Origin of the sequence: Rhodococcus pseudokoreensis, from assembly GCF_017068395.1 — a bacterium.
Taxonomy (GTDB): Bacteria; Actinomycetota; Actinomycetes; order Mycobacteriales; family Mycobacteriaceae; genus Rhodococcus_F; species Rhodococcus_F pseudokoreensis.
On the sequence record NZ_CP070619.1, the window covers coordinates 1,436,664 to 1,461,457 of the forward strand.

The 24,794-nt window shown below is 69.6% G+C and carries 24 protein-coding genes; 7 read left to right on the forward strand and 17 right to left on the reverse strand.

All coding sequences use genetic code 11. The features are described from left to right. Positions 1-26: 26 nt before the first annotated feature. On the reverse strand, positions 27-1,220 hold the full coding sequence (locus tag JWS13_RS12060) for an NADH:flavin oxidoreductase (RefSeq protein WP_206005732.1): 1,194 nt from the start codon (positions 1,218-1,220) through the stop codon (positions 27-29). Positions 1,221-1,374: 154 nt separating this feature from the next. On the opposite strand from JWS13_RS12060, the gene casG reads away from it, so the two are divergent. Then, positions 1,375-3,036: a steroid-24-oyl-CoA synthetase gene (gene casG, locus JWS13_RS12065; RefSeq protein WP_206005733.1), complete on the forward strand. Its 1,662-nt coding sequence runs from the start codon at positions 1,375-1,377 to the stop codon at positions 3,034-3,036. A 72-nt stretch (positions 3,037-3,108) separates the two neighbouring features. Here casG and JWS13_RS12070 read toward each other — a convergent pair whose 3' ends face one another. The 6 genes from JWS13_RS12070 to JWS13_RS12095 all read right to left on the reverse strand — a co-directional run bounded on the left by JWS13_RS12070 (position 3,109) and on the right by JWS13_RS12095 (position 9,663). Continuing rightward, positions 3,109-3,924: a mycofactocin-coupled SDR family oxidoreductase gene (locus JWS13_RS12070; protein WP_206005734.1), complete on the reverse strand. Its 816-nt coding sequence runs from the start codon at positions 3,922-3,924 to the stop codon at positions 3,109-3,111. Positions 3,925-3,940: 16 nt separating this feature from the next. Next, on the reverse strand, positions 3,941-4,591 hold the full coding sequence (locus tag JWS13_RS12075) for a PaaI family thioesterase (protein ID WP_206005735.1): 651 nt from the start codon (positions 4,589-4,591) through the stop codon (positions 3,941-3,943). After that, entirely contained in the window at positions 4,588-5,460 is an 873-nt protein-coding gene (locus JWS13_RS12080) for a MaoC/PaaZ C-terminal domain-containing protein (protein ID WP_206005736.1), read from the reverse strand. Before JWS13_RS12080 ends, JWS13_RS12075 begins: the two co-directional genes overlap by 4 nt. A gap of 1 nt (position 5,461) precedes the next feature. Then, entirely contained in the window at positions 5,462-7,663 is a 2,202-nt protein-coding gene (locus tag JWS13_RS12085) for an acyl-CoA dehydrogenase family protein (RefSeq protein WP_206005737.1), read from the reverse strand. 23 nt (positions 7,664-7,686) lie between these two features. Further along, positions 7,687-8,850: a steroid 3-ketoacyl-CoA thiolase gene (locus tag JWS13_RS12090; protein WP_206005738.1), complete on the reverse strand. Its 1,164-nt coding sequence runs from the start codon at positions 8,848-8,850 to the stop codon at positions 7,687-7,689. A gap of 201 nt (positions 8,851-9,051) precedes the next feature. Then, positions 9,052-9,663: a TetR/AcrR family transcriptional regulator gene (locus JWS13_RS12095; protein WP_192581691.1), complete on the reverse strand. Its 612-nt coding sequence runs from the start codon at positions 9,661-9,663 to the stop codon at positions 9,052-9,054. Between the two features lie 184 nt (positions 9,664-9,847). Between JWS13_RS12095 and JWS13_RS12100 the strand changes: the two genes are divergently transcribed. Further along, complete coding sequence (locus tag JWS13_RS12100; protein WP_206005739.1) at positions 9,848-11,386, forward strand: FAD-dependent oxidoreductase; 1,539 nt, start codon at positions 9,848-9,850, stop codon at positions 11,384-11,386. Here the strand turns inward: JWS13_RS12100 and hsaA are convergent, their stop codons facing one another. Beyond that, entirely contained in the window at positions 11,387-12,553 is a 1,167-nt protein-coding gene (hsaA, locus tag JWS13_RS12105) for a 3-hydroxy-9,10-secoandrosta-1,3,5(10)-triene-9,17-dione monooxygenase oxygenase subunit (protein WP_206005740.1), read from the reverse strand. A 166-nt stretch (positions 12,554-12,719) separates the two neighbouring features. On the opposite strand from hsaA, the gene JWS13_RS12110 reads away from it, so the two are divergent. The 3 genes from JWS13_RS12110 to JWS13_RS12120 are packed head-to-tail and all read left to right on the forward strand — an operon-like array spanning position 12,720 to position 14,930. Then, the gene (locus JWS13_RS12110; RefSeq protein WP_206005741.1) at positions 12,720-13,883 is read left to right on the forward strand and encodes a 3-ketosteroid-9-alpha-monooxygenase, oxygenase component; all 1,164 of its coding nucleotides are present in this window, start codon (positions 12,720-12,722) and stop codon (positions 13,881-13,883) included. Then, a complete protein-coding gene (locus JWS13_RS12115; RefSeq protein ID WP_206005742.1) occupies positions 13,861-14,115 on the forward strand; it encodes a hypothetical protein in 255 nt (84 codons plus the stop codon). Before JWS13_RS12110 ends, JWS13_RS12115 begins: the two co-directional genes overlap by 23 nt. Positions 14,116-14,138: 23 nt before the next feature. Beyond that, positions 14,139-14,930, forward strand: coding sequence for an SDR family NAD(P)-dependent oxidoreductase (locus JWS13_RS12120; protein ID WP_206005743.1), 792 nt, complete (start codon positions 14,139-14,141; stop codon positions 14,928-14,930). A gap of 12 nt (positions 14,931-14,942) precedes the next feature. Here JWS13_RS12120 and JWS13_RS12125 read toward each other — a convergent pair whose 3' ends face one another. After that, complete coding sequence (locus JWS13_RS12125) at positions 14,943-15,728, reverse strand: SDR family NAD(P)-dependent oxidoreductase (RefSeq protein WP_206005744.1); 786 nt, start codon at positions 15,726-15,728, stop codon at positions 14,943-14,945. A 231-nt stretch (positions 15,729-15,959) separates the two neighbouring features. Between JWS13_RS12125 and JWS13_RS12130 the strand changes: the two genes are divergently transcribed. Both JWS13_RS12130 and JWS13_RS12135 read left to right on the forward strand, forming a co-directional pair. Then, positions 15,960-16,775, forward strand: a complete 816-nt coding sequence (locus tag JWS13_RS12130) for an alpha/beta hydrolase (RefSeq protein WP_206005745.1) — start codon at positions 15,960-15,962, stop codon at positions 16,773-16,775. A gap of 70 nt (positions 16,776-16,845) precedes the next feature. Beyond that, on the forward strand, positions 16,846-18,072 hold the full coding sequence (locus tag JWS13_RS12135) for a low temperature requirement protein A (RefSeq protein ID WP_206011572.1): 1,227 nt from the start codon (positions 16,846-16,848) through the stop codon (positions 18,070-18,072). On the opposite strand, the gene JWS13_RS12140 is transcribed toward JWS13_RS12135, so the two are convergent. From JWS13_RS12140 to dmpG, 8 genes are all read right to left on the reverse strand, one after another. Next, positions 18,069-18,905 carry a DUF427 domain-containing protein gene (locus JWS13_RS12140; protein ID WP_206005746.1) on the reverse strand — a complete coding sequence of 279 codons (837 nt, stop codon included), beginning with the start codon at positions 18,903-18,905 and terminating at the stop codon, positions 18,069-18,071. The two genes, JWS13_RS12135 and JWS13_RS12140, sit on opposite strands and share 4 nt — an antisense overlap. Before the next feature lie 20 nt (positions 18,906-18,925). Further along, a complete protein-coding gene (locus JWS13_RS12145) occupies positions 18,926-19,525 on the reverse strand; it encodes a hypothetical protein (RefSeq protein ID WP_206005747.1) in 600 nt (199 codons plus the stop codon). Beyond that, the gene (locus tag JWS13_RS12150; RefSeq protein WP_241032156.1) at positions 19,525-19,893 is read right to left on the reverse strand and encodes a PEP-utilizing enzyme; all 369 of its coding nucleotides are present in this window, start codon (positions 19,891-19,893) and stop codon (positions 19,525-19,527) included. Before JWS13_RS12150 ends, JWS13_RS12145 begins: the two co-directional genes overlap by 1 nt. Before the next feature lie 14 nt (positions 19,894-19,907). Then, entirely contained in the window at positions 19,908-20,294 is a 387-nt protein-coding gene (locus JWS13_RS12155; protein WP_206005748.1) for a hypothetical protein, read from the reverse strand. A gap of 68 nt (positions 20,295-20,362) precedes the next feature. Beyond that, the gene (locus JWS13_RS12160) at positions 20,363-21,514 is read right to left on the reverse strand and encodes an alpha/beta hydrolase family protein (protein WP_206005749.1); all 1,152 of its coding nucleotides are present in this window, start codon (positions 21,512-21,514) and stop codon (positions 20,363-20,365) included. Then, positions 21,511-22,422: a biphenyl-2,3-diol 1,2-dioxygenase gene (bphC, locus tag JWS13_RS12165; protein WP_206005750.1), complete on the reverse strand. Its 912-nt coding sequence runs from the start codon at positions 22,420-22,422 to the stop codon at positions 21,511-21,513. The genes JWS13_RS12160 and bphC overlap by 4 nt, the downstream gene beginning before the upstream one ends. A gap of 88 nt (positions 22,423-22,510) precedes the next feature. Continuing rightward, entirely contained in the window at positions 22,511-23,689 is a 1,179-nt protein-coding gene (locus tag JWS13_RS12170; RefSeq protein WP_206005751.1) for an acyl-CoA dehydrogenase family protein, read from the reverse strand. A gap of 40 nt (positions 23,690-23,729) precedes the next feature. Next, positions 23,730-24,788 (reverse strand): 4-hydroxy-2-oxovalerate aldolase, encoded by a 1,059-nt coding sequence (gene dmpG, locus JWS13_RS12175; RefSeq protein WP_206005752.1) that lies wholly within the window; start codon positions 24,786-24,788, stop codon positions 23,730-23,732. Positions 24,789-24,794 lie beyond the last annotated feature (6 nt).

Here is a 24,794-nt window from a genome sequence, read left to right on the forward strand (position 1 = left end):
CTCTCCTGTCGACACGGCCTGCGCGTTCACTGCGCTCGGAGCACGCAGTGGGTGCCACCGTAGATCGCCGTCATGCACTTGTTGCAGTGAATGCACAATCCGGGGTTGTGGTTCTCCTCCGCGATGCGGTTGACGAGGTCGGGTTCCCGCAGCAGTGCCCGTGCGACCGCCACGAACTGGAAGCCCTCCTCCATCGCGAGGTCCATGGTCGCCTTGCCGGTGATGCCGCCGAGCAGCACGAGCGGCATCTTCACGGCGGCCCTGATCTGCCGGGCGTCCTCGAGGAGGTAGACGTCGCGGTAGGGGTATTCCTTCAGGAAATGCTTGCCGACCAACCGGATTCCCAGTTTCGTCGGCTGCGGCATGGCGGCGGCGAATTCGCGGAGCGGCGCGTCGCCCTTGAACAGGTACATCGGATTCAGCAGCGAACTACCGGCGGTGAGCTCGAGCGCGTCGAGCGACCCGTCCTGTTCGAGCCACTGCGCCACCTGGATGGCCTCGTCCACCCAGAAGCCGCCGGGCACACCGTCGTCCATGTTCAGCTTCGCGAGGATCGCGATCCGGTCGCCCACCGCGTCGCGCACGGCCCGGGCGGTCTCGAGCGCGAACCGGGCGCGGTTCGCGAGGGACCCGCCGTACTCGTCGGTGCGCTTGTTGACCTTCGGGCTGAGAAACGAGCTGATCAGGTAGTTGTGGCCGAAATGGATCTCGACGGCGTCGAAACCGGCGTCCACCGCACGGCGGGCCGCGTGGGCATGCGCCTCGACGATCCGGGTGATGTCGGCCGCGGTGGCCGGCTTGGAGAAGTTCTGCGTGGTCATCCGGAACGCGCGGGACGGGCCCAGCGCCGGGTAGCCGATGTACTTCGCGGCCGCGACCGGTCCCGCGTGGCCGATCTGCGCAGACACCGCCGCACCCTCGGCGTGGATGGCGTCGGTCAGCTTCCGCAGTCCCGGCATCGTCTCGTCGGTCCATTGGATCTGGCCGGGCGACGTCCGGCCGTCGGGGGCGACCGCGCAGTACGCGACCGTCGTCATGCCCACGCCCCCGGCGGCGGGCTGCCGATGGAAGTCGATGAGCTCGTCGGTGACCAGACCCTTCGGGGTCAGCCCCTCGTACGTCGCCGCCTTGATCACGCGATTACGCAAAGTGATCGGCCCGAGCCGGGCCGGGGCGAGCGGATCGACCTTCACTGCGGGCGGGTCGAGATCTATCGTCATATGAGTTCCTCCAGCTGCGATTCGCTGTCGAACGTAACGGCGCCGGGATGTCACGGATCGTGGCAGTCTCGCTGAGTGGTAACCACGTCCGGGCGCCCGTCACGGCGTGCCATCTTGTGTCGGTACGAGTGCCCGAGGACGAAAGGTCGCCCCGATGACTGCCCCTACAGATCCACAGTTGCTCCTGGATCAGGTGATGTCCCGCCTCACCGGACCCGGTGGCCGGTTCGAACTCGTCGAGGAACCGGTACTCGGCACCCGGATGCCGGTGATGAAGAACCGCGGGCGCTCGGTGGGCGAACTCCTCACCACCTCACTGCGCTGGGGCGACCGCGACTACCTGGTGACCGCCGACCGCCGGATGTCCTACACCGAGCACGCCGCCGCCGTCGCCGCGCTGGCGACGGCGCTGCGCGAGGAGCACGGCGTCCGGAAGGGCGATCGGGTGGCGATCCTGGCGGCGAACACCCCCGAGTGGGTGGTCGCGTTCTGGGCCACGCAGGTGCTCGGCGCCATCAGCGTCGGATTGAACGGCTGGTGGGTTCCGCGGGAGGTCGAGTACGGGCTGACGCACAGCCGGCCCACCGTGGTGATCGCCGACGCGAAGCGGGCCGCGACGCTCGCCGCGGTCGGCACCGCTGTTCCCGTCCTCACGATGGAGGACGATCTGCCCGGAATCTTCGCGCGCTACGCGGGCTCCCCCATGCCGCACACCGACGTCGACGAGGACGACCCCGCCGCCATCCTGTACACCAGCGGCACGAGCGGCAGGCCCAAGGGAGCGCTGCACTCGCAGCGCAACATCCTGGCCGTCGTCGACTACCACCGCTTCAGCGACGCCGTCGTCGCCGAATTCAGCGGACGGCCCGTCGATCCGGCCGTGCCGAGCCCGCTCCGATACCTCCTGACGTCTCCCCTGTTCCACATCGCGAGCCTGCACAATCTGGTGATTCCGCGGCTGGCGACGGGCGGCGCCGTCGTCATGCACCAGGGTGGATTCGACGTCGACGCCGTGCTCCGCCTCGTCGAGCGGGAACGCGTCACCAACTGGGGTGCGGTGCCCACCATGGCGTCCCGCCTGGTGGAGCACGACAACCTCGACAGGTACGACCTGTCGTCGCTCACGTCGTTCTCGCTGGCCTCCGCGCCGTCGTCGGTCGCGTTCAAGGAGCGTCTGCGCGAGAAGGTGCCGTTCGCGCGCAACGCGCTCGTCGACAGCTACGGGCTGACCGAGTGCAGCACCGCGATCGCCGTCGCCACCGCCCCCGAACTCGAGCGGTTCCCGGGCACCCTGGGACGCCCGATCATCACCGTGAGCATGGAGATCCGCGACCCGTTCGGGGAGTGGCTGCCCGACGGCGTCGAGGGTGAGGTGTGTGTGCGCAGCCCGTTCGTGATGCTCGGCTACTGGGAGGACGAGGCCGCCACCGCCGCCGCGATCGCCCCGGGCCGGTGGCTCCGGACCGGCGACTTCGGGCTCGTCGAGAACGGCCGGCTCCGGCTGACCGGACGTCGCTCGGATCTGATCCTGCGCGGCGGCGAGAACGTGTACCCCACCGAGATCGAGCAGTGCCTCGACGAGCACCCCGACGTGCTCGAGTGCGCGGTCATCGGCGCACCCCACGAGGATCTGGGGCAGGAGGTGGCCGCCGTGGTGGTGTTGCGACCGGGTGCCGCGACCACCGAGGCGGAACTGCGGGACTACGCGGCTGATCGCCTGTCGTATTTCAAGGTCCCGACCCGCTGGCGGATCAGCACGGACCTGCTGCCCCGCAACGCGACCGGCAAGATGATCCGCCGCGACATCACCGTCTGACAGCCGAATGCCGCGGGGGTGCAGTCGAACTGCACCCCCGCGGCATTCGGGCCGGGGAAGACCGGGCGAACGTCAGCGAATGAGGTTGCCGAGATCGACGGGGATCTGCGCCCCGGTGATGTACTTCGCTTCGTCGGAACACACCCAGGCGACGACGGCGGCGACGTCCTCCGGCTGGGTGATGGTGTACGGCAGCGTGTTCTGGTAGATCGAGCCGAGAGTCGACGCGTACTTCGCGATCAGCGGGTGCAGGTCGCGCATCTTCATGCCGGTGTCGACCCCCGCCGGGTGCACGGTGTTGACGCGGATGCGGTGCTCACCGAGTTCGTTCGCCATCGTCTTGGCCAGCCCGGTGATGCCGTGCTTGGTAGCGACGTAGTGCCCGGTGAACGGGGTGCCCTTCAACCCGGACACCGAACTGGTGAAGACGACGGCGCCGCCCTCGCCCTGTTCGATCAGGTACGGAATCGCCGCCTTCGCGGTGTGGAATGTTCCCGTGAGGTTGACGTCGACCGTCTCCTGCCACTGCTCGGCGGTGATCTCCCACGACAACGCCCCCGAGCAGATGCCCGCGTTCGCGATCACGACGTCGAGGCGGCCCAGGCGGTCGATGCCGTCGGCGAGGGCCCGCGAGAGGCCGTCGAAGTCGCGCACGTCGGCGGTGGCCGCGACGATCCGCCTGCCCGTCGACTCGACGAGCCGGACCGTCTCGGCCAGGTCGTCCCGGGTGGCGCCGGGATAGGGCGTGGACGCGAATTCGGTGCAGGCGTCGATCGCGATGACGTCGGCGCCCTCGGACGCGAACCGGACGGCCTCGGCGCGGCCCTGCCCGCGGGCGGCGCCGGTGACGAAGACGACCTTGTTCTCGAAACGCTGCGGTGACGTCACGTTCTGCTCCTGAGGGTCATCGTGGGCGGGGCACGCTCTTGTCGACGAACAGTCCCTCGACGGAGACGCACACCTGGCCGTCCGCGGTCCGGATGTCGCCGGCGGTGGTGATCTTGCGGCCGTCGACCGACATCAGCTTCCCGGTCAGGGTGAGCGGTTCGAACAGCGGCGTCGGGCGGTGGTAGCGGGTGCTCAACTGCGCTGTCATGCCCGCCTTTCCACCCCACGCGTTGGCGACGCCGAGGACGTGGTCGAGCAGGAGCGCGGACACTCCGCCGTGGACGTGCCCGGGCGGCCCCTGGTACGGGATGGTCAGGGTGACGGTGCCCCTCACCGATCCGTCCGGCAGGCCCTCGAGGACCAGGGGCGGCGCGAGCGCGTTCTCGGGTCCGGTGACGGGATCGTGCCGGGTGACGCCCTCGCCGTTCCACATGTCGATCAGCCGCTCCGCGACGGCGGGCGCGTGTTCCTCGAGGTGTTCGGCGATGCTGTTCAACTCCTCCGCGACGCGCTCGAGGTTGGCGTTGCCGCGGTCGGTGCGCAGCAACGCGTCGACCACTCGGCGGGCGGCCCCGGTCGCCCTGTCGACGGCGGAACCGTCGGGTGGCGACGTCAGCACCGTTCCCGGCGGGCTGTTCTCGAACGTGGGGTGCGTTCCGACGCTCATCCCGTCACCTCCATCGTCGCCTGGGTCAGCACCGGCTGCCCGGCCCGGTCGGGGCACGTCGCGCGGAGGGTGAGCCGGTCGCCCTCCTGCCAGACCGCGGTCTCGACGGTGTCGCCGGGGTACAGCGAACCCGCGAACCGCACCGCGTAGTGGCGCAGCCGGGTGGGATCGCCGTCCAGCATTCCGTCGACGACGGCCTTGCACACCACACCGTACGACGCGAGCCCGTGCAGGATCGGCCTTTCGAACCCGGCCGCGGCCGCGAACGCGGGGTCTGCGTGCAGCGGGTTGAGGTCGCCGCTGAGCCGGTACAGCAGCGCCTGCGCCGTCCCGGTGCGGGACACCAGCACCTTGTCGGGCTCCCGTTCGGGGACCGTGGCCACCGACTCGGGTCCCGGGGAGCCGCCGAACCCGCCCTCATCACGGGCCCAGATCTGCATCCCCGTGGTCCACAACGGGTTCCCGCCCGAGTCGGTGGCCGTCTGTTCGAGCACGATGACGGCGGCCTTGCCCTTGTCCCACACGTCGGCCACCCGCGAGGACACCCGGGCGCTACCCGCGGCGGGGATCGGCGCGTGCACGGTGAGCGACTGACCGCCGTGCAGGATCTTGCGCAGGTCGATGTCGATGCCAGGCAGGCTCAGCCCGGCCGCAGGCACGTCGCCCGCCGAGATGCCCTGCCCCGCGACGAGCGCGAACGTCGGCAGCACGCGCAGATTCTTCTCGTACACCCAGCGCAGTTCCGCCGGGTCGCGGGTGTTCTCGCCGGCGCCGAGGCCGAGGTGGTAGAGCATCACGTCACGCTCGGTCCACGACAGTTCGCGCACTGCCGGGTCCGCGGCCAGCGCCGCCTTCACGTCGATCGCCATGTCAGGCCACCGCTCCCTGTCCGGGCTCCGGGTCGCGGGGCAGACCCAGCAACCGTTCGCCGATGATGTTGAGCTGGACGTTGGTGGTGCCGCCGGCGATCGACAGGCACTGCGAGTTCAGGAACATCTGCGTGTCCGACGTGCGGGGCCGGTCACCGAGCAGGGCCTGCGGTCCCGCCCAGTCCATCGCCACCTCCCACACCTGCTGGATGTGTTCGACGCCGAGCAGTTTCGCGATGGACGACTCGGCTCCTGGTTGCCCGCCCGCCATCGAGCGCAATGTGGTGCGCAGGGCCATCAGCCCACCGGACTGTGCGTCGCAGAGGACCTTGCCGAGCACCGTCAGCTGCTCGTCGTCGATGCCGCCGGGCAGTGCACCGGCCAAGGTCAGCAGTGCCTCACCACCGGACCCCAGCGACGAGTCGTGCGACAGCGACACGCGTTCGTTGGCGAGGGTGGTGCGGGCCAGCTTCCAGCCGTCGCCCGGTTCGCCCACCAGGAGTTCGTCGGGGACGAAGACGTCGTCGAGGAACACCTCGTTGAACAGGGCCTCGCCGGTGATCTCGCGCAGCGGCCGGATGTCCAGGCCCGCGCCGGCCTTCATGTCGATCAGGAAGTACGACAATCCCTTGTGCTTGGGAACCGTCGTGTCGGTGCGGGCGAGGCAGATCCCCCAGTCCGCGGTCCGGGCCATCGACGTCCACACCTTCTGCCCCTGCAGCATCCAGCCGCCGTCGACCTTCGTGGCCCTGGTGTTCAGGCCTGCGAGGTCCGATCCGGCGCCCGGTTCGGAGAACAGCTGGCACCAGACGAGGTCGCCGCGCAGCGACGGCGGGACGAAGCGCTGCAACTGGTCTTCGCTGCCGTGCGCGATGAGTGTGGGCACCACCCAGTTGCCGATGATCATGTCGTGCGGCTTCAGCGCGGCCGTGCGCAGTTCCTCGGCGATCACGAGTTGTTCCACCGCGCCCGCGCCCCTGCCCCACGGTGCGGGCAGGTGTGGTGCGGTGTACCCCTTCTCGGCGAGGTACGTTCTGCGTTCCGTCTCGCCCAGTGCCGCGGCGGACGCGAGTTCCGCGCGGACGCCTGCCCGGATGCCCGCCGCCTCCGGCGGCAGATCGATGCCGAGCACCCGGCGGGCACCACCCAGCGTCGCGCGGGCGACGCGCCGCCGCCAGAACGCGGTGGACCCCAGCAGGATCCGCAGCGACTGTGCCCGGCGCAGGTACAGGTGCGCGTCGTGTTCCCAGGTGTAGCCGATGCCCCCGAGCACCTGGATGCAGTCCTTGGTGACGGAGAACGCCGCGTCCAGCGCGGTGGCGCCGGCGACCGCGGCGGCGAGTGACGCCTCCGCCGTACCAGTCTCGGAATTCATCGCGCGGGCGGCGTCCCACGCGCAGACGCGGGCCTGCTCCGCGAGGCCGAGCATCCGTGCCACCCGGTGCTTCACGCCCTGGAACTGGCCGATGGGACGGCCGAACTGCCGACGCACCCTGGCGTAGTCGGCGGCGGTGGTCACGGCCCAGTCGGCGACGCCCGATGCCTCGGCGGCGAACAACGTCGCGGCCAGGTCGAGGACGCGCTGCGCATCGATCTTCACGACGTCGGCCTCGGTGATCTCGAGTCCGGTCACCGCCGCGGTCGCGTTGCGGCGCACCACGTCGTGGCTGGGGAGGTCGGTCACGTCGAGGCGGTCGCGGGTGAGCGCCACGAACACGGTGTCGTCGCCGTCCGCGGCCGCGAGCAGGAACAGGTCGCCCACCTGCCCGCCGAGGACGTACCCCGACTCGCCGTCGAGCGTCACCGCTCCGCCGTCCCGGACGAGGCGCAGTGAACCCGGCTGCAGCGCCACCGCGCCGAGGGTCGCACCGTCGGCCAGTCCGGAGAGCTCACCCGTGCGGCCGGATTCGTGCAGGACGGCGCCGAGCAGCACGGTCGGCAGGAACGGCCCGGGCAGCAGGACCCGGCCGAGTTCCTCGGCGACCACGGCCAGTTCCACCAGCCCGCAGCCCGCACCGCCCACGTCCTCCGGCAGGTGCAGCCCCAGTACGCCCAGTTCCGCCAACGACTTCCAGAACAGCGGTCGCTGCTCGGTCTTGGCCTCGACGGCCTCCCGGAGCACGGCCGGGGTCACGGTCCGCGTGGCCCAGCCTCGCACCGAGTCGCGGAGGTCGCGCTCTTCTTCGGTCAATCCCATTGTCATGTCGGCCTCGATCATTCGGGGGTTCAGATGCGTTCGATGATGGTGGCGGTGGACAGCGCGCCACCGGCGCACATCGTGACGAGTGCGGTTTCGTTGTCGGAGCGTTCCAGTTCGTGCAGGGCGGTGGTGATCAGCCGGGCGCCGGTGGAGCCCACCGGATGCCCGAGGGCGATGGCGCCGCCGTTGACGTTGACCTTCGACAGGTCGGCGCCGTGCACCTGCGCCCACGACAGCACGACGGACGCGAACGCCTCGTTGATCTCGACGAGATCGATGTCGCTCAGCGACATTCCGGCGCGATCGAGGACCATCCGCGTCGAGTCGATCGGTCCGTCGAGGTGGTAGTAGGGGTCGGAGCCGACCATGCCGGACGCGACGATCCTCGCCCGCGGCCGGAGTCCGAGTTCGCGGGCACGGTCCTCGTCCATGAGCAGGACGGCGGCGGCGCCGTCGCTGATCTGGGACGAGCTGCCCGCGGTGTGGATGTGGCCGTCGATCACCGGCTTCAGTGCGGCCAGGGCGTCGGCCGTCGTCTCCCGCAGCCCGCCGTCCCGGGTGACGACCGCGGATTCACCGGTGGGTGTGCCCGCCTTGTCCACGACGGGGGCGGTGACCGGCACGATCTCGCGGTCGAATCGACCTTCCGCCCACGCCTGTGCGGCGCGTCGTTGCGATTCGAGGCCGAGGGCGTCGACGTCGCCACGCTTGATCCCGCGCAGGTCGGCGATCCGCTGGGCGGACGTGAACTGGTCGCCCATGTCGATCGACCAGTCGCCGGGGTACGGGTTGCCCGTCTCCGGCGTGGCGGCCTGGCCGAGGAACACCCGGCTCATCGCCTCGACGCCGCACCCGATTCCGGCGGAGATCTGGCCGGACGCGATCAGACCCGCCACGACGTGCACGGCCTGCTGGGACGATCCGCAGGCGCAGTCGATCGACGTGGCCGCCGTCGTGTACGGCAGTCCGGCGTGCAGCCACGCCTGCCGGGTCACGTTGTTGGACTGCTCGCCGGCCTGCGTGACGCATCCACCGACGATCTGCCCGACGTCCTCCGGGGCGACACCGGCCCGTTCGAGGACGCCCCGCTGCGCGGCGCCGAGCAGTTCGGCCGGGTGCAGTCCGGACAGCGCCCCGCGCCGGCGCCCGATCGGTGTCCGTGCCGCGTCGACGATGACGGCGTTGCCCATGTTCCGCTCCCTTGGGTTCTTCTGACTTGGGTTCTTCTGGCCCGCGGACACGTCCGCCGGCCATTTTTGGAATTTATTCTATTTATTGAGAGACGGCAATGCCCTTCGTCTTGCAAAAGACAGTTTCCGGCCCGCGTCAGAGGTCAGGAATGAATTTCACTTCGGGAGCGCCGATGAGGCGGCCCCTGGTCCGGCGAGCGGTCAGCGGTGCGACAGTCCGACCAGCAGCAGGTCGCAGGCCTTGCGGATGTCGGATTCGGCGTCGGGAATGGTGACCCGGCCGTTGAGGCAGGACTGGATCACGCCGAACCACAACTGCACGAGCAGGCGTAACGCGGTCAGGTCTTCCTCCGTCGGGTGTTCGATCCCGGCGGCGTCCAGCATGATCTGCCGGAACGCGCGGTCGACCTTCCCTGCGTCCGGCACGGACGCGACGTTGGCGGTGCTCGTGGACTGGATCATCGCCGTGGAGAGCGCCGGCCTGCGCAGCAGACCGCGGGTGGCCCGGACGAGCACGTTGTATACCGCGTCCTGCGGCGATTCCCCGGGCGGCGCACTCTTCTTGAAACCGGTACCCATCCGGTCGATCTGATCGACCATCACCGCGACGAACAGGTGCGTCTTCGACGGAAAGTAGCGGTACAGCGTCCCGATCGCGACGCCGGCACGTTTGGCCACCTCGTGCATCTGGACGCGGGCGAGTTCCTTCTCGGTCGCCAGTTCGACGGCGGCCTCGAGCATGCGGACGTGGCGGGCCCGCTGTTCCTCCGAACTCGGTTCGGCAGCGTCCCGCACCTCGGCGATTCTCGGCACTCTCGGTCCCCCTTCACTCCGCACACAGCCCCGGATCCGGTGTCGATTCTCGCACTGGATCGGCAAACCTTCGAATTTCGTCCGGTGAGTGGGACCGCGCGTGCCGCACGCCGCCCGGATGCGATTGCGTGAACCCCACGACTGGACCGCCAGTCACCACGGACCATCAACGGAGGAAACGACGATGCAGGACTGGACAACCGAGTGCGACGTGCTGGTGGTCGGTTCGGGGGGCGGCGCCCTGACCGGCGCGTACACGGCCGCTTCGCAGGGTTTGCGCACCCTCGTCCTCGAGAAGACCCCACTGTTCGGCGGCACGTCCGCGTATTCGGGCGCCGCGGTGTGGCTGCCGGGCACCGCCGTGCAGGAGCGTGCCGGGATCGGCGACTCCACGGACAAGGCGCGCACGTACCTGCGCGCGGTGGTGGGAGACGAGGAGATCGACCGGCAGGAGGCGTATGTCACGACCGCCCCCGAGGTCGTCGAACTCCTCGAACGCGATCCCCACATCGAGTTCGAGTGGCGCGCATTCCCCGACTACTACAAGGCGCCCGGCCGCATGGACTACGGTCGCGCGATCAACCCGCTCGACCTGCCGGGCGACGAGGTCGGGGAACTCCGTGAGGTCATCCGGCCGGAGGCCGACGTCGACCGGGCCGGCGAACCGCATCCCGAGGGAACGCTGAACGGGGGCCGCGCACTGATCGGCCGCCTCCTCATGGCCCTGTACGGCACCGGGCACGCGGAACTGCGCACGGAGACCGCGGCCCGTTCGCTGATCGTCGAGGACGGCCGGGTCGTCGGAGTCCTGGCGACGGACGCGGCCGGTGAGACGATCCGCATCCGGGCCACGCGCGGCGTGCTGCTCGCGGCGGGCGGCATCGAGGGCAGCGCGGCCCTGCGCACCGAGAACGGAACGCCCGGCCGGGCGGAGTGGAGCATGGGTCCGCGCGGCGCGAACACCGGCGACCTCCTGCAGGCGGCGGTGGAGGTCGGCGCGGACACCGCTCTGCTCGACGAGGCGTGGTGGTGCCCCGGCGTCGAACTTCCGGACGGCTCGGGCGCTTTCATGGTGGGTGTGCGCGGCGGAATTCTGGTCGACAGTTCCGGCGAGCGGTACCTCAACGAGTCCCTGCCCTACGACCAGTTCGGCCGCGCGATGATCGAGCACGGCAGCGCCGGGTCCTACCTCGTCTTCGACTCGAAGGAGGGCGGGCCGGTGTTGCCTGCCATCTCCATTCCGCAGATCTCTGCCGAGCAGCATCACGCGGCGGGCACCTGGGTCTCGGCCGACACGATCGAGGAACTCGCGGAGAAGATCGGCGTTCCCGCGGACGCTCTGCGCCGCACCGTCGAACAGTTCAACGACTTCGCCAAGCACGGCGTCGACGAGGCGTTCCACCGGGGAGAGGATCCGTACGACAACTTCTTCTGCCCGCCCGGCACGGGTGCGGACGCCCCGCCCAACCCGGCGCTGAGCCCGGTGGCGCAGGGCCCGTTCCACGCGGCCCGCATCGTGCTCAGCGACCTCGGCACCAAGGGCGGGGTCCGGACCGACGCCGACGCCCGCGTCCTGCGCGGCGACGGCACCCCCATCGACGGACTGTATGCGGCGGGCAACACCAGCGCATCGCTCAGCGGCCGGTTCTACCCCGGCCCCGGCGTACCGCTCGGCACCGCAATGGTGTTCTCCTACCGGGCAGTTCAGCACATGCGGAGCTGACTAGACGAGGTTGTCCTCCACCGGGAGCCCGAACGCACCCCTGCCGAACAGGGCGAGGGCGCGTTCGGGCTCGTTGGCCACGTGCGCGCTGCCCGCGTGGGCGTCGCGCCACGACCGTTCGATCGCGTTGCCGCGGAACAGCGAACTCCCGCCTGCGGTCTTGAACAGCAGGTCGATCGCCTCGAGGGCCCGCTCGGTGGCGCGGACCTGATCGCGGCGCAACCGCAGGCGCAGACCCATGGGGAGTTCCTCACCGGCCTCGGCCAACTCCCACAGTTCCCGCACGTTGCGATCCATCTGCAGGATTGCGGCATCGATCTCGGACGCCGCCCGGGCGACCGCGACCTGGGCGAACTGGTCGTCGACGAATCGGCCGCCACCGAGGCTGAGCCGCACCCGTTCCCGCATGAACGTCAGATACCGCTCGTAACATCCCGCGACGATGCCGACCCCGGGCGCCGCGACGGCGGTCGTGAACAGCGTGGCGAACGGCAGCCGGTACAGCGGCCCCCGGTTCACCTTCTGCCCCGGTCCGCGCAGTTGCGCCGTCTCGTAGTTCCTCTTGATCCGGTAGTCGGGCACGAACACGTCCCGGGCGCTGATCTCGTTGCTGGCGGTGCCGCGCATCCCCACCACGTCCCACACGTCGTGGATGCGGTAGTCCGACCGCGGTACCAGTGCGGTCATGAAATCGACCGGGCGGCCCTCGGTTCCGACGACCATCGCGCCGAGCAGCGCCCACGACGCGTGCTCGCAGCCCGAGGAGAAGCCCCACTCCCCCGTCAACCGGTAGCCGCCGTCGACCGGGACGAGCCGCCCGACGGGTGCGTAGGCCGACGACACGAGGACCGAGTCGTCGTGCCCCCACACGTCGCGTTGCGCCCGGTCGTCGAACAGGGCCAGGTGCCACGGGTGCACGCCGAGCACGGACGCCAGCCAGCCCGTCGAGCCGCACACCCCGGATACGGCGCGCACCACCTCGTAGAAGTGGACCGGATTGCTCTCGGTGCCGCCGTACCGCCGGGGCTGCAGCATCTTGAACAATCCGGTGTCGCCGAGTTCACGGATCACCTGCTCGGACACCCGCCGCGACTCGTCGACCTTGTCCGCGCACTCCGCGATCGTCGGCAGCAGCCCGCGGACCGATCTGAGGACCTCGTTCGTCATCTGTCGGAGGGTAGGGCGATCGCACCCGCGCGTGGATATGCGTCTCGCTCAACGGGAAACGCCGCCCTCCGACCGGTCCCGTCCAGTGGGACCACACGATGCGGACCGCCGACGCTCACTTAGCGTGCAGGGCACCGCACAAGCCCAGGAGAGGACGGGACGCATCGTGACCACCCAACAGTCCGAGACAGTCGAGGTACGCGAAATCGACGCGGGCGCAGCGCCCACCCGATTCGCCCGTGGATGGCACTGCCTCGGATTGTCCGAGGCATTCCGGGACGGCAAGCCGCACTCCGTCGAGGCGTTCGGCACCAAGCTCGTCGTCTTCGCCGACAGTGCCGGCGATCTCGCGGTGCTCGACGGCTACTGCCGGCACATGGGCGGCGATCTGAGCCAGGGCACCGTCAAGGGCGACGAGGTGGCGTGCCCGTTCCACGACTGGCGGTGGGGAAGCAACGGCCGGTGCAAGAAGATTCCGTACGCCCGCCGGGTGCCACCGCTCGCGCGGACCCGGTCGTGGCACGCGCTGGACCAGGACGGGATGCTGTTCGTGTGGAACGATCCGGAAGGCAATCCGCCGCCCGCGGACGTCACGATTCCCCGCATCGACGGTGCTCTCGACGACGAGTGGACGGACTGGGTCTGGTACCGCACCACCGTCGACACCAACTGCCGCGAGGTGGTCGACAACATCGTCGACATGGCGCACTTCTTCTACGTGCACTTCTCGTTCCCCACCTACTTCAAGAACGTCTTCGAGGGCCACGTCGCCAGCCAGTTCATGCGCGGGCAGGCCCGTGAGGACATGCGCCCGCACGCGTCGGGTCAGCCGAAGATGATCGGAAGCCGCTCGGACGCCACCTACTTCGGACCGTCGTTCATGGTCGACGACCTGACGTACCAGTACGAGACGCACGACGTCGACTCCGTGCTGATCAACTGCCACTACCCCGTCAGCGCACACAAGTTCGTGCTGCAGTACGGCATCATCGTCAAGAAGTCGAAGGAACTCGAGGGCGACGCCGCCACCGCGATGGCGAAGAATTTCGGCACGTTCATCGCGAAGGGCTTCGAACAGGACATCGAGATCTGGAAGAACAAGACCCGCATCGAGAATCCGCTGCTGTGCGAGGAGGACGGTCCGGTCTACCAGCTGCGGCGGTGGTACGAGCAGTTCTACGTCGACGTCGCCGCGGTGACGCCGCAGATGACCGAGCGGTTCGAGTTCGAACTCGACACCACCCGGCCGGTGGAATCGTGGAAGCGGGAAGTGGAAGAGAACCTCGCACGAAAGGCGCGCGAAAACGATGCGGCCGCTGCAGTGCACTGAGTGCGGCGCGCGGGTGCTGGTCCAGAAGAACAGCTGGGAGCACACGTCCATTCAGTGGGACGACACGGCCCGCGGCCGGTGCCGTGAGATCGGCAGCTCCGGACCGGGACGTCCCGGCGCTCCCCGGGAGGGGTGCGCTGCGCTGACCGCGTCGATCACCCGGGCCGCGCAGGCGGGTGCCGTGCCGGTGCGCGACCCCGACCCGATACCGACTCCCGTCGTCGTCCACTGACACCATCTCCGAAGGGACACATCATGATCGACACCGACCACTACGGACCGTGGGCCGTGATCGCAGGCGGCTCCGAGGGTGTGGGCGCGAGCTTCGCCGAGGAACTCGGCCGAGCGGGGATCAACCTCGTTCTGATCGCCCGCAAGCCCGGGCCGCTCGAGGAGACCGCCGCCAAGGTCCGCGCGCACGGCGTCCTGGTGCGCACCCTCGCGCTCGACCTTCTCGACCCGGACGCCCTCGACCGGATCCGCACCGCCACCGACGACGTCGAGGTCGGGTTGCTGATCTTCAACGCCGGGGCCAACAGCTACGGGCACGAGTTCGTCAGCGGAGACCTCGCCGGTTTCCAGCGCGTCATCGACCTGAACATCACCTCTCAACTGCACCTGTCGCAGCACTTCGGCGCGAGGATGAAGGACCGCGGCCGGGGCGGAATCATGCTGGTCGGTTCGCTGGCCGGCTATCTGGGGTCGGAAGACCAGAGCATCTACGCCGCATCGAAGGCGTTCGGCCGGATCTTCGCGGAAAGCCTCTGGCTCGAACTGGCGCCGTTCGGCGTCCACGTGGTCGAACTCGTTCTCGGCGTCACCCGCACCCCGGCGATGGTCCGGGCAGGCCTGAACTTCGACCTGCCCGGGATGAACGTCGCCGAGCCCGAAGACGTTGCCCGGGAAGGTCTCGCACACCTCGCCGACGGCCCGGTCTGGGTGGCGGGCGGCAACTACGACGCGGCGCAGAAGCGCAGCGGTTTCCCCCGCGACGCACTCGTGCGCGGTGCGGCCGAGGGCATGCGGAAACTTCTGGGCCGCCGGTAGTCCTACGGGCGGTCAGAGCGTGGTGACGAGTCCGCCGTCGATCACGAAATCGGACCCCGTCACGTTGCCCGCCCGGTCGCTCGCGAGGAACACGACGAGATCCGCCACCTCGTCCGGGCGGGTGAACCGGCCCGTGACCGCCTGTTTCGCGACATTCTCCGCCACCGCCTCCGCTTCGCCGCCCGCCGCACGCGCCACCGTGGCGGCCACCCCGTCGTCACCGAGCCACAGGCCGGTCGACACAGGCCCGGGGCTGACGGTGTTCACTCGAATACCCAACGGTCCCACCTCTTTCGACAGAGCTTTCGAGAAATTAGTGAGAGCGGCCTTCGACGCGCAGTAGTCGATGACGGTGGGATCGGGCAGGAAACTGTTGACCGAACTCGTGGTTACGATGCTCCCCCGGCCCGCGGCGATCATCGTGGGCAGCGCGGCCCGGATCGTCCGCACCGCCGACATCAGGTTGAGATTCATCGTCGTGATCCAGTCGTCGTCGGTCACGTCGAGGAAGCCGGTCAGCCTCGGGTGGGCGGCGCCGACGTTGTTGACGACGACGCCGAGACTGCCACGGGCAGCGGCGGCAGCGACGAGTTCGCCCGGGCCGGTTTGGGTCGACAGGTCGACGCTCACCGCCTCCACGTTTCCGCTGCGGACGAGTTCTTCCAGTTCCGGGCCGGGCGACCGCGCCCCCGCCACTACGAAGGCGCCTTCCGCGGCGAGCGCCCGGGTGATGGCGAGCCCGATTCCCTTGCTGGCTCCGGTGACCACGGCGACGGTGCCGCGCAATGCGAGATCCACGGGGTTCCTCCTGACGACGGCGGAGCGTGCACGGACGAGCGGAATGTCCCCCTCCGCTCACGCTAGCCGAAATGATGCCGACCGCGCGGCGGGCGAGTAATCTCAGCGACGAAGGGCCAGGCCACGGCGTCGTCCGTCGTACGACACTGCTTCTCGTCGCACGACTGCTGCTGGCGCGCAGTCCCCTTCGCCCCTGACCATTGTGTTCCGTCCCGACCCGGGAGACGAGTGATGCGACATCTTCGACTACGAACCGCCGTCGCGGCGTGCGCGATCGCCGCGGCCGGCACGCTCACCGTCGGGGCCGGACCGGCCCTCGCCCAGGATCTGCCGACGGTGGTGCTGGTCCACGGCGCGTTCGCCGACACGACCAGCTGGGACGCGGTGGCCGCGGACCTGCGCGGTCGCGGGTACGAAGTCGTCGTCCCGGACAACCCGCTGCGCGGACCGGCATACGATTCCGCCGCCATCGAGAAGGTGCTCGCGGACATCCCGGGACCGGTGGTGCTCGTCGGTCACTCGTACGGCGGCGCCGTCATCACCAATGTGCACTCGCCGAACGTCGAGGTGCTCGTCTACGTGGCGGCATTCGCCCCGGCGCAGGGCGAGCCGGTGATGCTGAACCTCGACCCGATCCGCTTCCCCGGCAGCCAGCTGCTGCCGCCGGTGCTGCAGGTGAAGGTCGTCGAGAACGATCCCACGGGAATCGCGGGCAGGAACCTCGACGGGTACATCAACCCGGCCGACTTCCATCGGGTGTTCGCGCCGGACGTGTCGGACGCCACGGCCGCCGACATGCTCGCGCACCAGCGGTCGGCGGCGCTGGTGGCGAACCTCGAACCGAGCGGGCCGCCGTCGTGGGCGTCGACTCCCAGCTGGGCGATGGTCGCTCAGAACGATCAGGTGATTCCGGCGGCGTCCGAGCGGTTCATGGCCACCCGGGCGGGGGCGCAGATCACGGAGGTACCCGCGTCGCACGCCGTCCTGGTGTCCCAGCCCGGCGCCGTCGCCGACCTCGTGGGGCAGGCAGACCAGGCGACGCCGTAACGGCACGGCTGTGAACGCACCCGACCGATCGGCGTCGAACGGCAGGAGCCTCGCCCACCGCGTCCAGAAGATGGTCGGACGCGACCCGGACGAGGAACACCGTGTGGCAACGCCGTTGGAGTTGCTGTTCGACCTGACGTTCGTGGTCGCGTTCGGTGTCGCGGGCGACCAGTTCGCCCACCTTGTCGCCGAAGGACACGTCGGCGCCGGGTTGGCGGGTTTCTCGTTCGCGATGTTCTCGATCATCTGGGCGTGGATCAACTTCTCCTGGTTCGCCTCGGCATACGACACCGACGACTGGATCTACCGGGTCACCACCATGATCCAGATGATCGGCGTCGTCGTCCTGGCGCTCGGCATGCCGGAGATGTTCGCGTCCATCGACCGCGGAGTCGAACTCGACAACACCGTCATGGTGTCCGGGTACATCGTCATGCGCGTCGCCATGGTGTTCCAGTGGTTGCGCGCGGCCAGGCACGACCCCGACCACCGTTCGGCGTCGCTGACGTACGCCACGGCGCTCGTCTTCGCACAGATCGGCTGGGTGACGCTGGCGATCGCACCCCTCACGGTCGAGTATGCGTTCGGCCTCGGCGTCGTCCTCATCCTCGTCGAGATGAGCAGCCCCGTCATCGCCGAACGGTACAAGGGCGGAACACCCTGGCACGCACACCACATCGTCGAGCGTCACGGTCTGCTCGTGATCATCACGCTCGGCGAGGGTGTGATCGGCACGGTGGCCTCACTGTCCGCCGTCGTCGAGCACCAGGGGTGGTCGCTCGACGCGATCCTCGTCGCCGTCGCGGGCATCGGACTCACGTTCGGACTGTGGTGGGTGTACTACATCCTGCCGTCGGCCGAGGTGCTCGCGGTGTATCGCCGCCGCTCGTTCGTCTGGGGGTACAGCCACATCGTGGTCTTCGCCGCGCTGGCCGCCGTGGGGGCCGGGTTGCACGTGGCGGCGTACTACATCGAACACGCCTCCCACATCGGCGCGACGGCGACGGTGCTCGCCGTCGCCGTCCCCGTCGCGATCTACCTCGCGGCCGTGTACCTGCTGTACACGTATCTGCTGCGGGTTCCCGATCCGTTCCACGTCCTGCTCCTCGCCCTGACCGCGGCTACGATCGCGCTCGCACTCGTGCTGGCGGCGCAGGGCGTGTCGATGGCGTGGTGCCTGATCGTGGTGATGCTGGCACCGGTCGTCACCGTCGTCGGATACGAGTTGCTCGGGCACGCCCACGAGGCCCGGGCACTCGAGATCGCGCTCGGCGGCGCGGACGCCGCCGAGGACTAGGACCAGGGAGTCAGGGGGCGAGGCCGGGCGACACCGTCGACGATCAGATCGACCCGCTCGTCGAAGAAGGCCACGAGTCCGCGTACTTCCGACGCGTCGACGAGTGGATTGTCGTAACGCCACGCGATGTCGTGAAGCAGTCCGCCGCCGGTGACCGCCGACCGATAGGTGGCCTCGCCCTTGTATGCGCAATACGTCTTCGTCGCACTCGGGTGCAGTTCCGCGACGATGTCTTCGGGCGGCAGGTAGTAACGGACCGGCAGCATCGTTTCGAACAGCATGCTCGCCCGCCGCGAGTCGGCCAGGACCGTGTCGCCCATCCTCAACTGCACGTGGCGGGACGTGCGGCGAACGTCGATGCGCTGGAACGGATCGTGCGGATGGCCGACGATCTCGTCGTCCTCCTCCAGCCAGCGGTCGAAGCCGTCGAAATCGAGAACCACGTACCCGGCCAGGTCTGCGTCACCGGGCCGGAACCCCAGGGCGTTCCGTGCGCCGTCGATGCGGATCGCGACGGGCTCGCCCTCCGCACTGTGCACCGAGAACGGCACCCGCGGATCCAGCACCGGCATCGACGTCACGTCCGGCAGCGCGAAGCCTGCTGCTTCCGCCGCCGGCACAGGCCTCACCGGCTCCGGCGTCACCTCCGCGGCGATGTCCTCCTCCGGCACCGCGTAGGTGGGAACGACGCGCCGGGGTTCCCAGACCAGAACCGCACGGTCGCTGTCGACCACCGTGGTCGCGTTCAGCACGGCGCGGATCCGCTTCGCCGTCGGCTCGTAGCGAAGCTCGCGTAACTGACGTCCGACGGTGTCGCGTAATCGCAGGCCCATGAGTTCGAGACTAGGCCGTGTCACCGGACCAGGCCGAGGGAAGCGATGAGGTCCTCGTGGAACTCGAACCAGACGCGGTGGCAGGAGTCGCGGTCGGTCGCGGTGATCCAGGCCGGATCGGTGCGCGCCCGCTCGACGGCGCCGGCAAACCGCCGGTGGTAGCCGGCGAATCGGTCCGTGCCCGCGACCAGGCGCGCCTCGAAACCGGCCAGGGCCCGGGCCGCGGACGCCAGGCGGGTGGTGGTCTCGTCGAGGGTCACGGTGGCCTCGCCGATACCCAGCTCGGTCAACTGCCAGGCGGTGCACGCGTCCGCGACGGCGACGTTGTGCGGCAGGAACTCCCGGTGGACCTGCACCACCACGGTCCGGCTCCCGCACCGGTCGAGGTCGGCGGCGAGCAGTCGCTCGCCGTGCACCTTCCCGAGGTCGGTCAGGGACCAGCCGCTGTCCTCGGCGAACGTGGTGCGGGTGGTCCACCCCCGGGCCTGGGCATCGAGCAGGTGCTCGACGGTCGCCTCGACGGGCAGGTCGAATCGGGCGGCGACACGCGCGGTCTCGGCGTAGCCCAGGATCCGCACGGCGTGCAACACCAGGATGTCCGTCGGAGTGCGGTAGGCCATCAGATCCTCCCGGCGTTCGGAACAGCGACGTGCCCGCGAGTGCCGTCCACGCGGACCAGCAGGCCGTCGGTCAGGGTGATCATGGCCTTCGGCGCGGCCAGGACGGCGGGGATGCCGAACTCGCGGGCGACGATCGCGGCGTGCGCCGACACCCCGCCGGTCTCGGTGACCACCGCACAGGCTGTGGCCAGCAGCGGGGTCCAGGCCGGCGACGTCGTACGGCAGACCAGGACGTCGCCCGGGCGGAAGCGGGTGAAGTCGTCCGGGCCGCCGATGATCCGCGCAGGGCCGACGGCCGTGCCGGGGCCGGCCGCGATGCCGGCCAGCAGCACCTCGCCCGGCGCTGCCTCCGGGTGGAGAGGGGACATCACCCGGCCACCGCTCAGTCGTCCGCGTCGCGGTCGCCGACTCGGGACACGACCCGGCTCAGGCGCTGCTGGGCGGCCTGAGCCGAACCCAGGCCGAGCGCCTGGGCAATGTCCGGCCAGGTCAGCCCACTGCCCCGGGCGGCGAACAGCAGACCGGCCTCGATCTGGTCGAGTTCGACCCGAGCCGAAGACAGCAGCCGCAGCGCGGCCGAGAGGACCGCCGGGTCCGGACCGTTCGTATCCCGGGACATCCACGCCGCGAATCTGATGAGGTCGCCGTCCGACCGTGGCTGGTCGGGATGCTCCCACGGACGCCGCGCGAGCCTCGCGGCGCCGGCCCGGTTCAGCGTCGTGCGTGCCGAATCCAGCTCGGCCGCGTGTTTCTGGTCGTCGGTGGTCACCCGACCACTCCACGCCATCAACAGTCTGTTGTCAACAGACTGTTGATGGTCGTGTTGCCCCGGCATCGTCAGCGGGCGAGGATCCCGGCGACGAAATCCTGCGCGTCCTGCTGCGACGCCCCGATCGTCCCGCGATGGTCCGCACCCTCGTACGTCCGATACGTGAGTTCGTTCCCGTTGTCCTGCAACGTCTTCACCATCAGATCCGTCGACGGCTTGCTCACCACCAGGTCGCCGGAACTCTGCGCGACCAGCGTCGGGACCTGCACGTGGACCCTCGACGGCTCCTGGCGGCCCAGGTATTCCGTCAGCGGTCCGAGGTCGGCGTCGGGGCGGAAGACCTGACCCGCGGGCACCGGCGGCACCTTCCGGATGTCGTCGATGCACCCGGTCCGCGCCGCCGTCAGCAGCGGCTGCGCCTGCTCCGTCAGCAGCGCCGACGGGTCGATCGCGGGATCGGCGGCCTGCGCGCCGAGGAGGATCAGCGGGAGGAACGCCTCGGCCGCTTCGATACCCGGCACACCCGAGCGGAAGTAGTTCGGAGTCTGGTCGAGCCCGTTGCCCGGGGCGATCGCCACGGCGCCGCCGAGGTCGAGTTCCGGGGCGCGCTCCCCCGCCTGCGCGGCGGTGAACAGCGCCGCCTGCCCACCCTGGCTGTGCCCGATGACGAACCAGGTCGAGCCGACCGCCGGATCCACGTCGCGGGCGGCACGGACGATGTCCACGACGGCGTTCGCCTCCGTGTCACCGTTGATGTACGGATGGATACCCGGCGTGCCCAGACCCTGGTAGTCCGTGCTCACCACCGCGTACCCCTTCGCCACCCAGTCGTCGAGGGAGTCGTTGACCCCGGAGAGGTAGCTGTGGGCGGGGCCGCCCGCGAAATCCGCGGACGGGGCGCAGGCGTCCGCGACGCCGGTGGTGCCGTGCGCCCAGCTGATCACCGGATACCCGCCCTCGGGGGCCGGCGTGCGGGGAATCGCCACGGTGCCCGACACCACGACCGGGTCGCCGTTGCCGTCCTGCGATGTGTAGGTGATCACCTCGGTCTTGGCGGCGCTCGGCAGCGCGGGACCGTCGGTCACGGGGCGGGCCGACAGCAGTTGACCCGGCCGGGGCGACGTGTCGGTGATCGTCTCGGATGCCGCACTGGAACAGGCACTTCCACCGAGGAGGACGAGCGCGGCCACTGCGCCGATGCTTGCGCGCGAGACCGTCACGAGAACGCCGCCAGCGGCTCGGAACCCGACCAGTCGTGGCCCCAGTAACTGTCCGCGGTGATCTCCTCGGCGGTGTAGTGCGTCTCGTCGACGAGCATGCCCTCCGTGCCGAATTCGAGGTCCCAGCCGCCGGGGGCGCGCACGTAGAACGACACCATGCGGTCGTTGGTGTGCCTGCCGAGGGTCGACGAGATGGAGAAGCCGAGTTTGCCGAGCCGGTCGAGTGCCTGGCCGACGGCGTCGAGGGTGTCGACCTCCGTCATCAGGTGCACCATCCCCGGTTCGCCGCTGTGCGGCGCGGGGCACAACGCGAGGCTGTGATGGCGCTGGTTGACGCCCATGAACCGCACCCGGCGGGCCGGCCCGGGGGCGTCGGCCGGTCCGAGGCGGATCGCGCCGCGGGGCAGGAATCCCAGCACCTCGGTGTAGAACGTGTAGGCCTCCTCGAACGCCGGCGTCGGGAGGACCACGTGGCCCAGTCCCTGCGCGCCGGTGACGAAACGGCCCCCGTGCGGGGTGACGACGGGACTGTGATCGAGCACCGGCCCGAAGAACACCTCCACCCGGGTGCCGGACGGATCGTCGAACGCGATCACCTGCTCGGCGTCGCGGTAGCGCGACTCCTCCTCGGACAGGACGTCGACCGTGACGCCGGACTTCTCGACCTGCTCGCGCACGCGCTGGAGGGCGAACTGGTCGCGCACCTCCCACCCCACGGCGAGCGCCTTGTCCGTGTCGCCGGGCAGGACGATCAGCCGCGACCGCCGCTCGTCCACGCGCAGGTACAGGCCGTCGGGCTCGGGGCCCGACCCCTCGGCCATGCCCAGCCCGTCCACCACCAGCTCACGCCAGCGTGGCACGTCCTTCGTCTGGATCCGCAGGTAGCCGAGCCCTCGGATGTCGGTCATGTGAAGTCCTTTCCTGGGGGGCGGCTCCGCCACCCGTGCGTGGTTGACGAGTCTCTGGACTCGTTAACCACGCACGGGCGCGAAGCGCCTAGATCATCGAGCGGTGGATGCCCTGGGGTTCCCCGCCGAGCTGGGTGAGGGCCGAAGAGTGGAAGATCGACCCCGGCACGTGGATCGCGTGGGAGAGGCCGGCGTGAGCGTCCCGCCAGAACCGCTGCATCGGTGTCTTCAGTTGGAGCGCACCGCCACCGGAGCGCGCGAAGATCTCGTCGACGGCGCGCACCGCCCGCCAGGCGGCGGCCGTCTGGGTGCGACGACCGATCGATCGCAGCTCGAACGACACCTCCCGGCCCTTCTCGGTCATGTCCCAGAACCGGTCGACCGTCTCCAGGATCGCTGCGCGGGACGCCGCGATCTCCGCGGCGGCCTCGCCGATCGCGAACAGCACGTACGGGTCGTCCTTGATCGGGGTGCCGGAGACGGTGACGCGTTCGCGTTGCGCGTTCAGGTGGCAGGCAAGCGCGCCCTCGGCGATGCCGATGAGCGAAGACGTGATGCCGAGCGGGAAGATGCACGAGAACGGGAAGTTGTAGAGCGTCTGGGTTCGGCCGAACTCCTTCGGCGCAGACCCGTCGAAGACCTTGTCGGCCTGCAGCGTCCGGTATTGCGGGATGAACGCGTCCTTGACGATCAGGTCCTTGGATCCGGTGCCACGCAGTCCGACGACGTTCCAGCTGTCCTGGTCGATGTCGTAGTCCGACCGCGGGAGCAGCACGTGCAGGATCTTCGGGGGCATCACCCGGTTGCCGTCCCGGTCGCCGACCGCGGCGCCGATCATGACCCACCCGCAGTGGTCGGTGCCCGAGGAGAACGACCACCGTCCGTTGAGGACGTAGCCGCCGTCGACGGGCACGGCCACCCCCATCGGGGCGTACGGCGACGCCATCCACATGTCGGAGTCCTCGCCCCACACCTCGTCCTGCGCGGTGCGGTCGAAGAACGCCAGTTCCCAGGGGTGGACGCCGACGATGCCGCTGACCCAGCCCGCGGCTCCGTCGATGGCGCCGATGCCCATCGCGGTCTCCGCGAACTCGCGGGGGTGGGATTCGTAGCCGCCGTATTCCTTGGGTTGCAGCATCCGCATCACCCCGGAGTCGCGCAGCCGTTTCGCAGAGGTGTCCGACAGCCGCATCAGCTTGTCGCCCTCGGCGCCTTCCGCGCGGATCTCGTCCGCGTACTGTTCGATCCTGTCAAGAACCTGGCCCATGATGATCTCGGCTTTCTGGTATCGGTACCCGGCGGAACGCCTAGGCGGACTTCTTCTCGGCGACTGCGGCTTCCGCGGACTGCCGGTCCGCGAGGCCGAGGGCGATTTCGATCAGCTGGTCCTCCTGACCGCCGACGAGCTTGCGCCTGCCGGCCTCGATGAGGATTTCCGCACCGGACACGCCGTACCGGCGGGCATGGGAGTCGGCGTGCTTGAGGAAGCTGGAGTACACGCCCGCGTAGCCCATGGTCAGCGACAGCCGGTCGAGCAGGCAGTCGCCGTCCATGACGGGCCGGACGACGTCCTCGGCGGCGTCGATGATCTTCAGCGTGTCGATGCCGGTGCGGATTCCGAGTTTCTCGGTGACGGCGACGAACGCCTCGACCGGGGTGTTTCCCGCGCCGGCGCCGAAGCGCCGGGTGGAGCCGTCGATCTGCAGGGCGCCCGCCTCGACGGCGAGCACGGAGTTGGCGACCCCGAGGCCGAGGTTTTCGTGGCCGTGGAATCCGACCTGTGCGTCGTCGCCGAGTTCGGTGACGATGGCGGACACGCGGTCGCTGACGGCGTTCATGATCAGCGCGCCCGCCGAGTCCACGACGTACACGCACTGGCAGCCGGCGTCGGCCATGATCCGGGCCTGCTTCGCGAGCACTTCCGGTGACTGGCTGTGCGACATCATCAGGAAGCCGACGGTCTCGAGCCCGAGGTCGCGGGCGAGACCGAAGTGCTGCACGGAGATGTCGGCTTCGGTGCAGTGCGTGGCGATGCGGCAGATGCTCGCGCCGTTGTCCGCGGCCTCGCGGATGTCGGATTGGACCCCCAGTCCGGGGAGCATGAGGAACGCGATCTTCGCCCGTTCCGCCGTCTGCACCGCGGCCTTGATCAGTTCCTGTTCCGGGGTGTGGCTGAATCCGTAGTTGAACGAGGAACCGCCGAGTCCGTCACCGTGGGTGACCTCGATGACCGGAACCCCTGCGGCGTCGAGCGCCCCGACGATGGAGCGGACGTGGTCGACGGTGAACTGGTGGCGTTTGGCGTGGGAGCCGTCGCGCAGGGACGAGTCCGTCACCCGGATGTCGAGTTCGGCACTGTAAGGCATCGGTAT

What these genes read in the sequence shown, in the direction of transcription:
- JWS13_RS12060 (WP_206005732.1), bottom strand. Translation starts at nt 1,220, where the DNA reads ATGACGATAGATCTCGACCCGCCCGCAGTGAAGGTCGATCCGCTCGCC.
- casG (WP_206005733.1), top strand. Translation starts at nt 1,375, where the DNA reads ATGACTGCCCCTACAGATCCACAGTTGCTCCTGGATCAGGTGATGTCC.
- JWS13_RS12075 (WP_206005735.1), bottom strand. Translation starts at nt 4,591, where the DNA reads ATGAGCGTCGGAACGCACCCCACGTTCGAGAACAGCCCGCCGGGAACG.
- JWS13_RS12080 (WP_206005736.1), bottom strand. Translation starts at nt 5,460, where the DNA reads ATGGCGATCGACGTGAAGGCGGCGCTGGCCGCGGACCCGGCAGTGCGC.
- JWS13_RS12085 (WP_206005737.1), bottom strand. Translation starts at nt 7,663, where the DNA reads ATGACAATGGGATTGACCGAAGAAGAGCGCGACCTCCGCGACTCGGTG.
- JWS13_RS12090 (WP_206005738.1), bottom strand. Translation starts at nt 8,850, where the DNA reads ATGGGCAACGCCGTCATCGTCGACGCGGCACGGACACCGATCGGGCGC.
- JWS13_RS12100 (WP_206005739.1), top strand. Translation starts at nt 9,848, where the DNA reads ATGCAGGACTGGACAACCGAGTGCGACGTGCTGGTGGTCGGTTCGGGG.
- hsaA (WP_206005740.1), bottom strand. Translation starts at nt 12,553, where the DNA reads ATGACGAACGAGGTCCTCAGATCGGTCCGCGGGCTGCTGCCGACGATC.
- JWS13_RS12115 (WP_206005742.1), top strand. Translation starts at nt 13,861, where the DNA reads ATGCGGCCGCTGCAGTGCACTGAGTGCGGCGCGCGGGTGCTGGTCCAG.
- JWS13_RS12120 (WP_206005743.1), top strand. Translation starts at nt 14,139, where the DNA reads ATGATCGACACCGACCACTACGGACCGTGGGCCGTGATCGCAGGCGGC.
- JWS13_RS12130 (WP_206005745.1), top strand. Translation starts at nt 15,960, where the DNA reads ATGCGACATCTTCGACTACGAACCGCCGTCGCGGCGTGCGCGATCGCC.
- JWS13_RS12135 (WP_206011572.1), top strand. Translation starts at nt 16,846, where the DNA reads ATGGTCGGACGCGACCCGGACGAGGAACACCGTGTGGCAACGCCGTTG.
- JWS13_RS12140 (WP_206005746.1), bottom strand. Translation starts at nt 18,905, where the DNA reads ATGGGCCTGCGATTACGCGACACCGTCGGACGTCAGTTACGCGAGCTT.
- JWS13_RS12145 (WP_206005747.1), bottom strand. Translation starts at nt 19,525, where the DNA reads ATGGCCTACCGCACTCCGACGGACATCCTGGTGTTGCACGCCGTGCGG.
- JWS13_RS12150 (WP_241032156.1), bottom strand. Translation starts at nt 19,893, where the DNA reads ATGTCCCCTCTCCACCCGGAGGCAGCGCCGGGCGAGGTGCTGCTGGCC.
- bphC (WP_206005750.1), bottom strand. Translation starts at nt 22,422, where the DNA reads ATGACCGACATCCGAGGGCTCGGCTACCTGCGGATCCAGACGAAGGAC.
- JWS13_RS12170 (WP_206005751.1), bottom strand. Translation starts at nt 23,689, where the DNA reads ATGGGCCAGGTTCTTGACAGGATCGAACAGTACGCGGACGAGATCCGC.
- dmpG (WP_206005752.1), bottom strand. Translation starts at nt 24,788, where the DNA reads ATGCCTTACAGTGCCGAACTCGACATCCGGGTGACGGACTCGTCCCTG.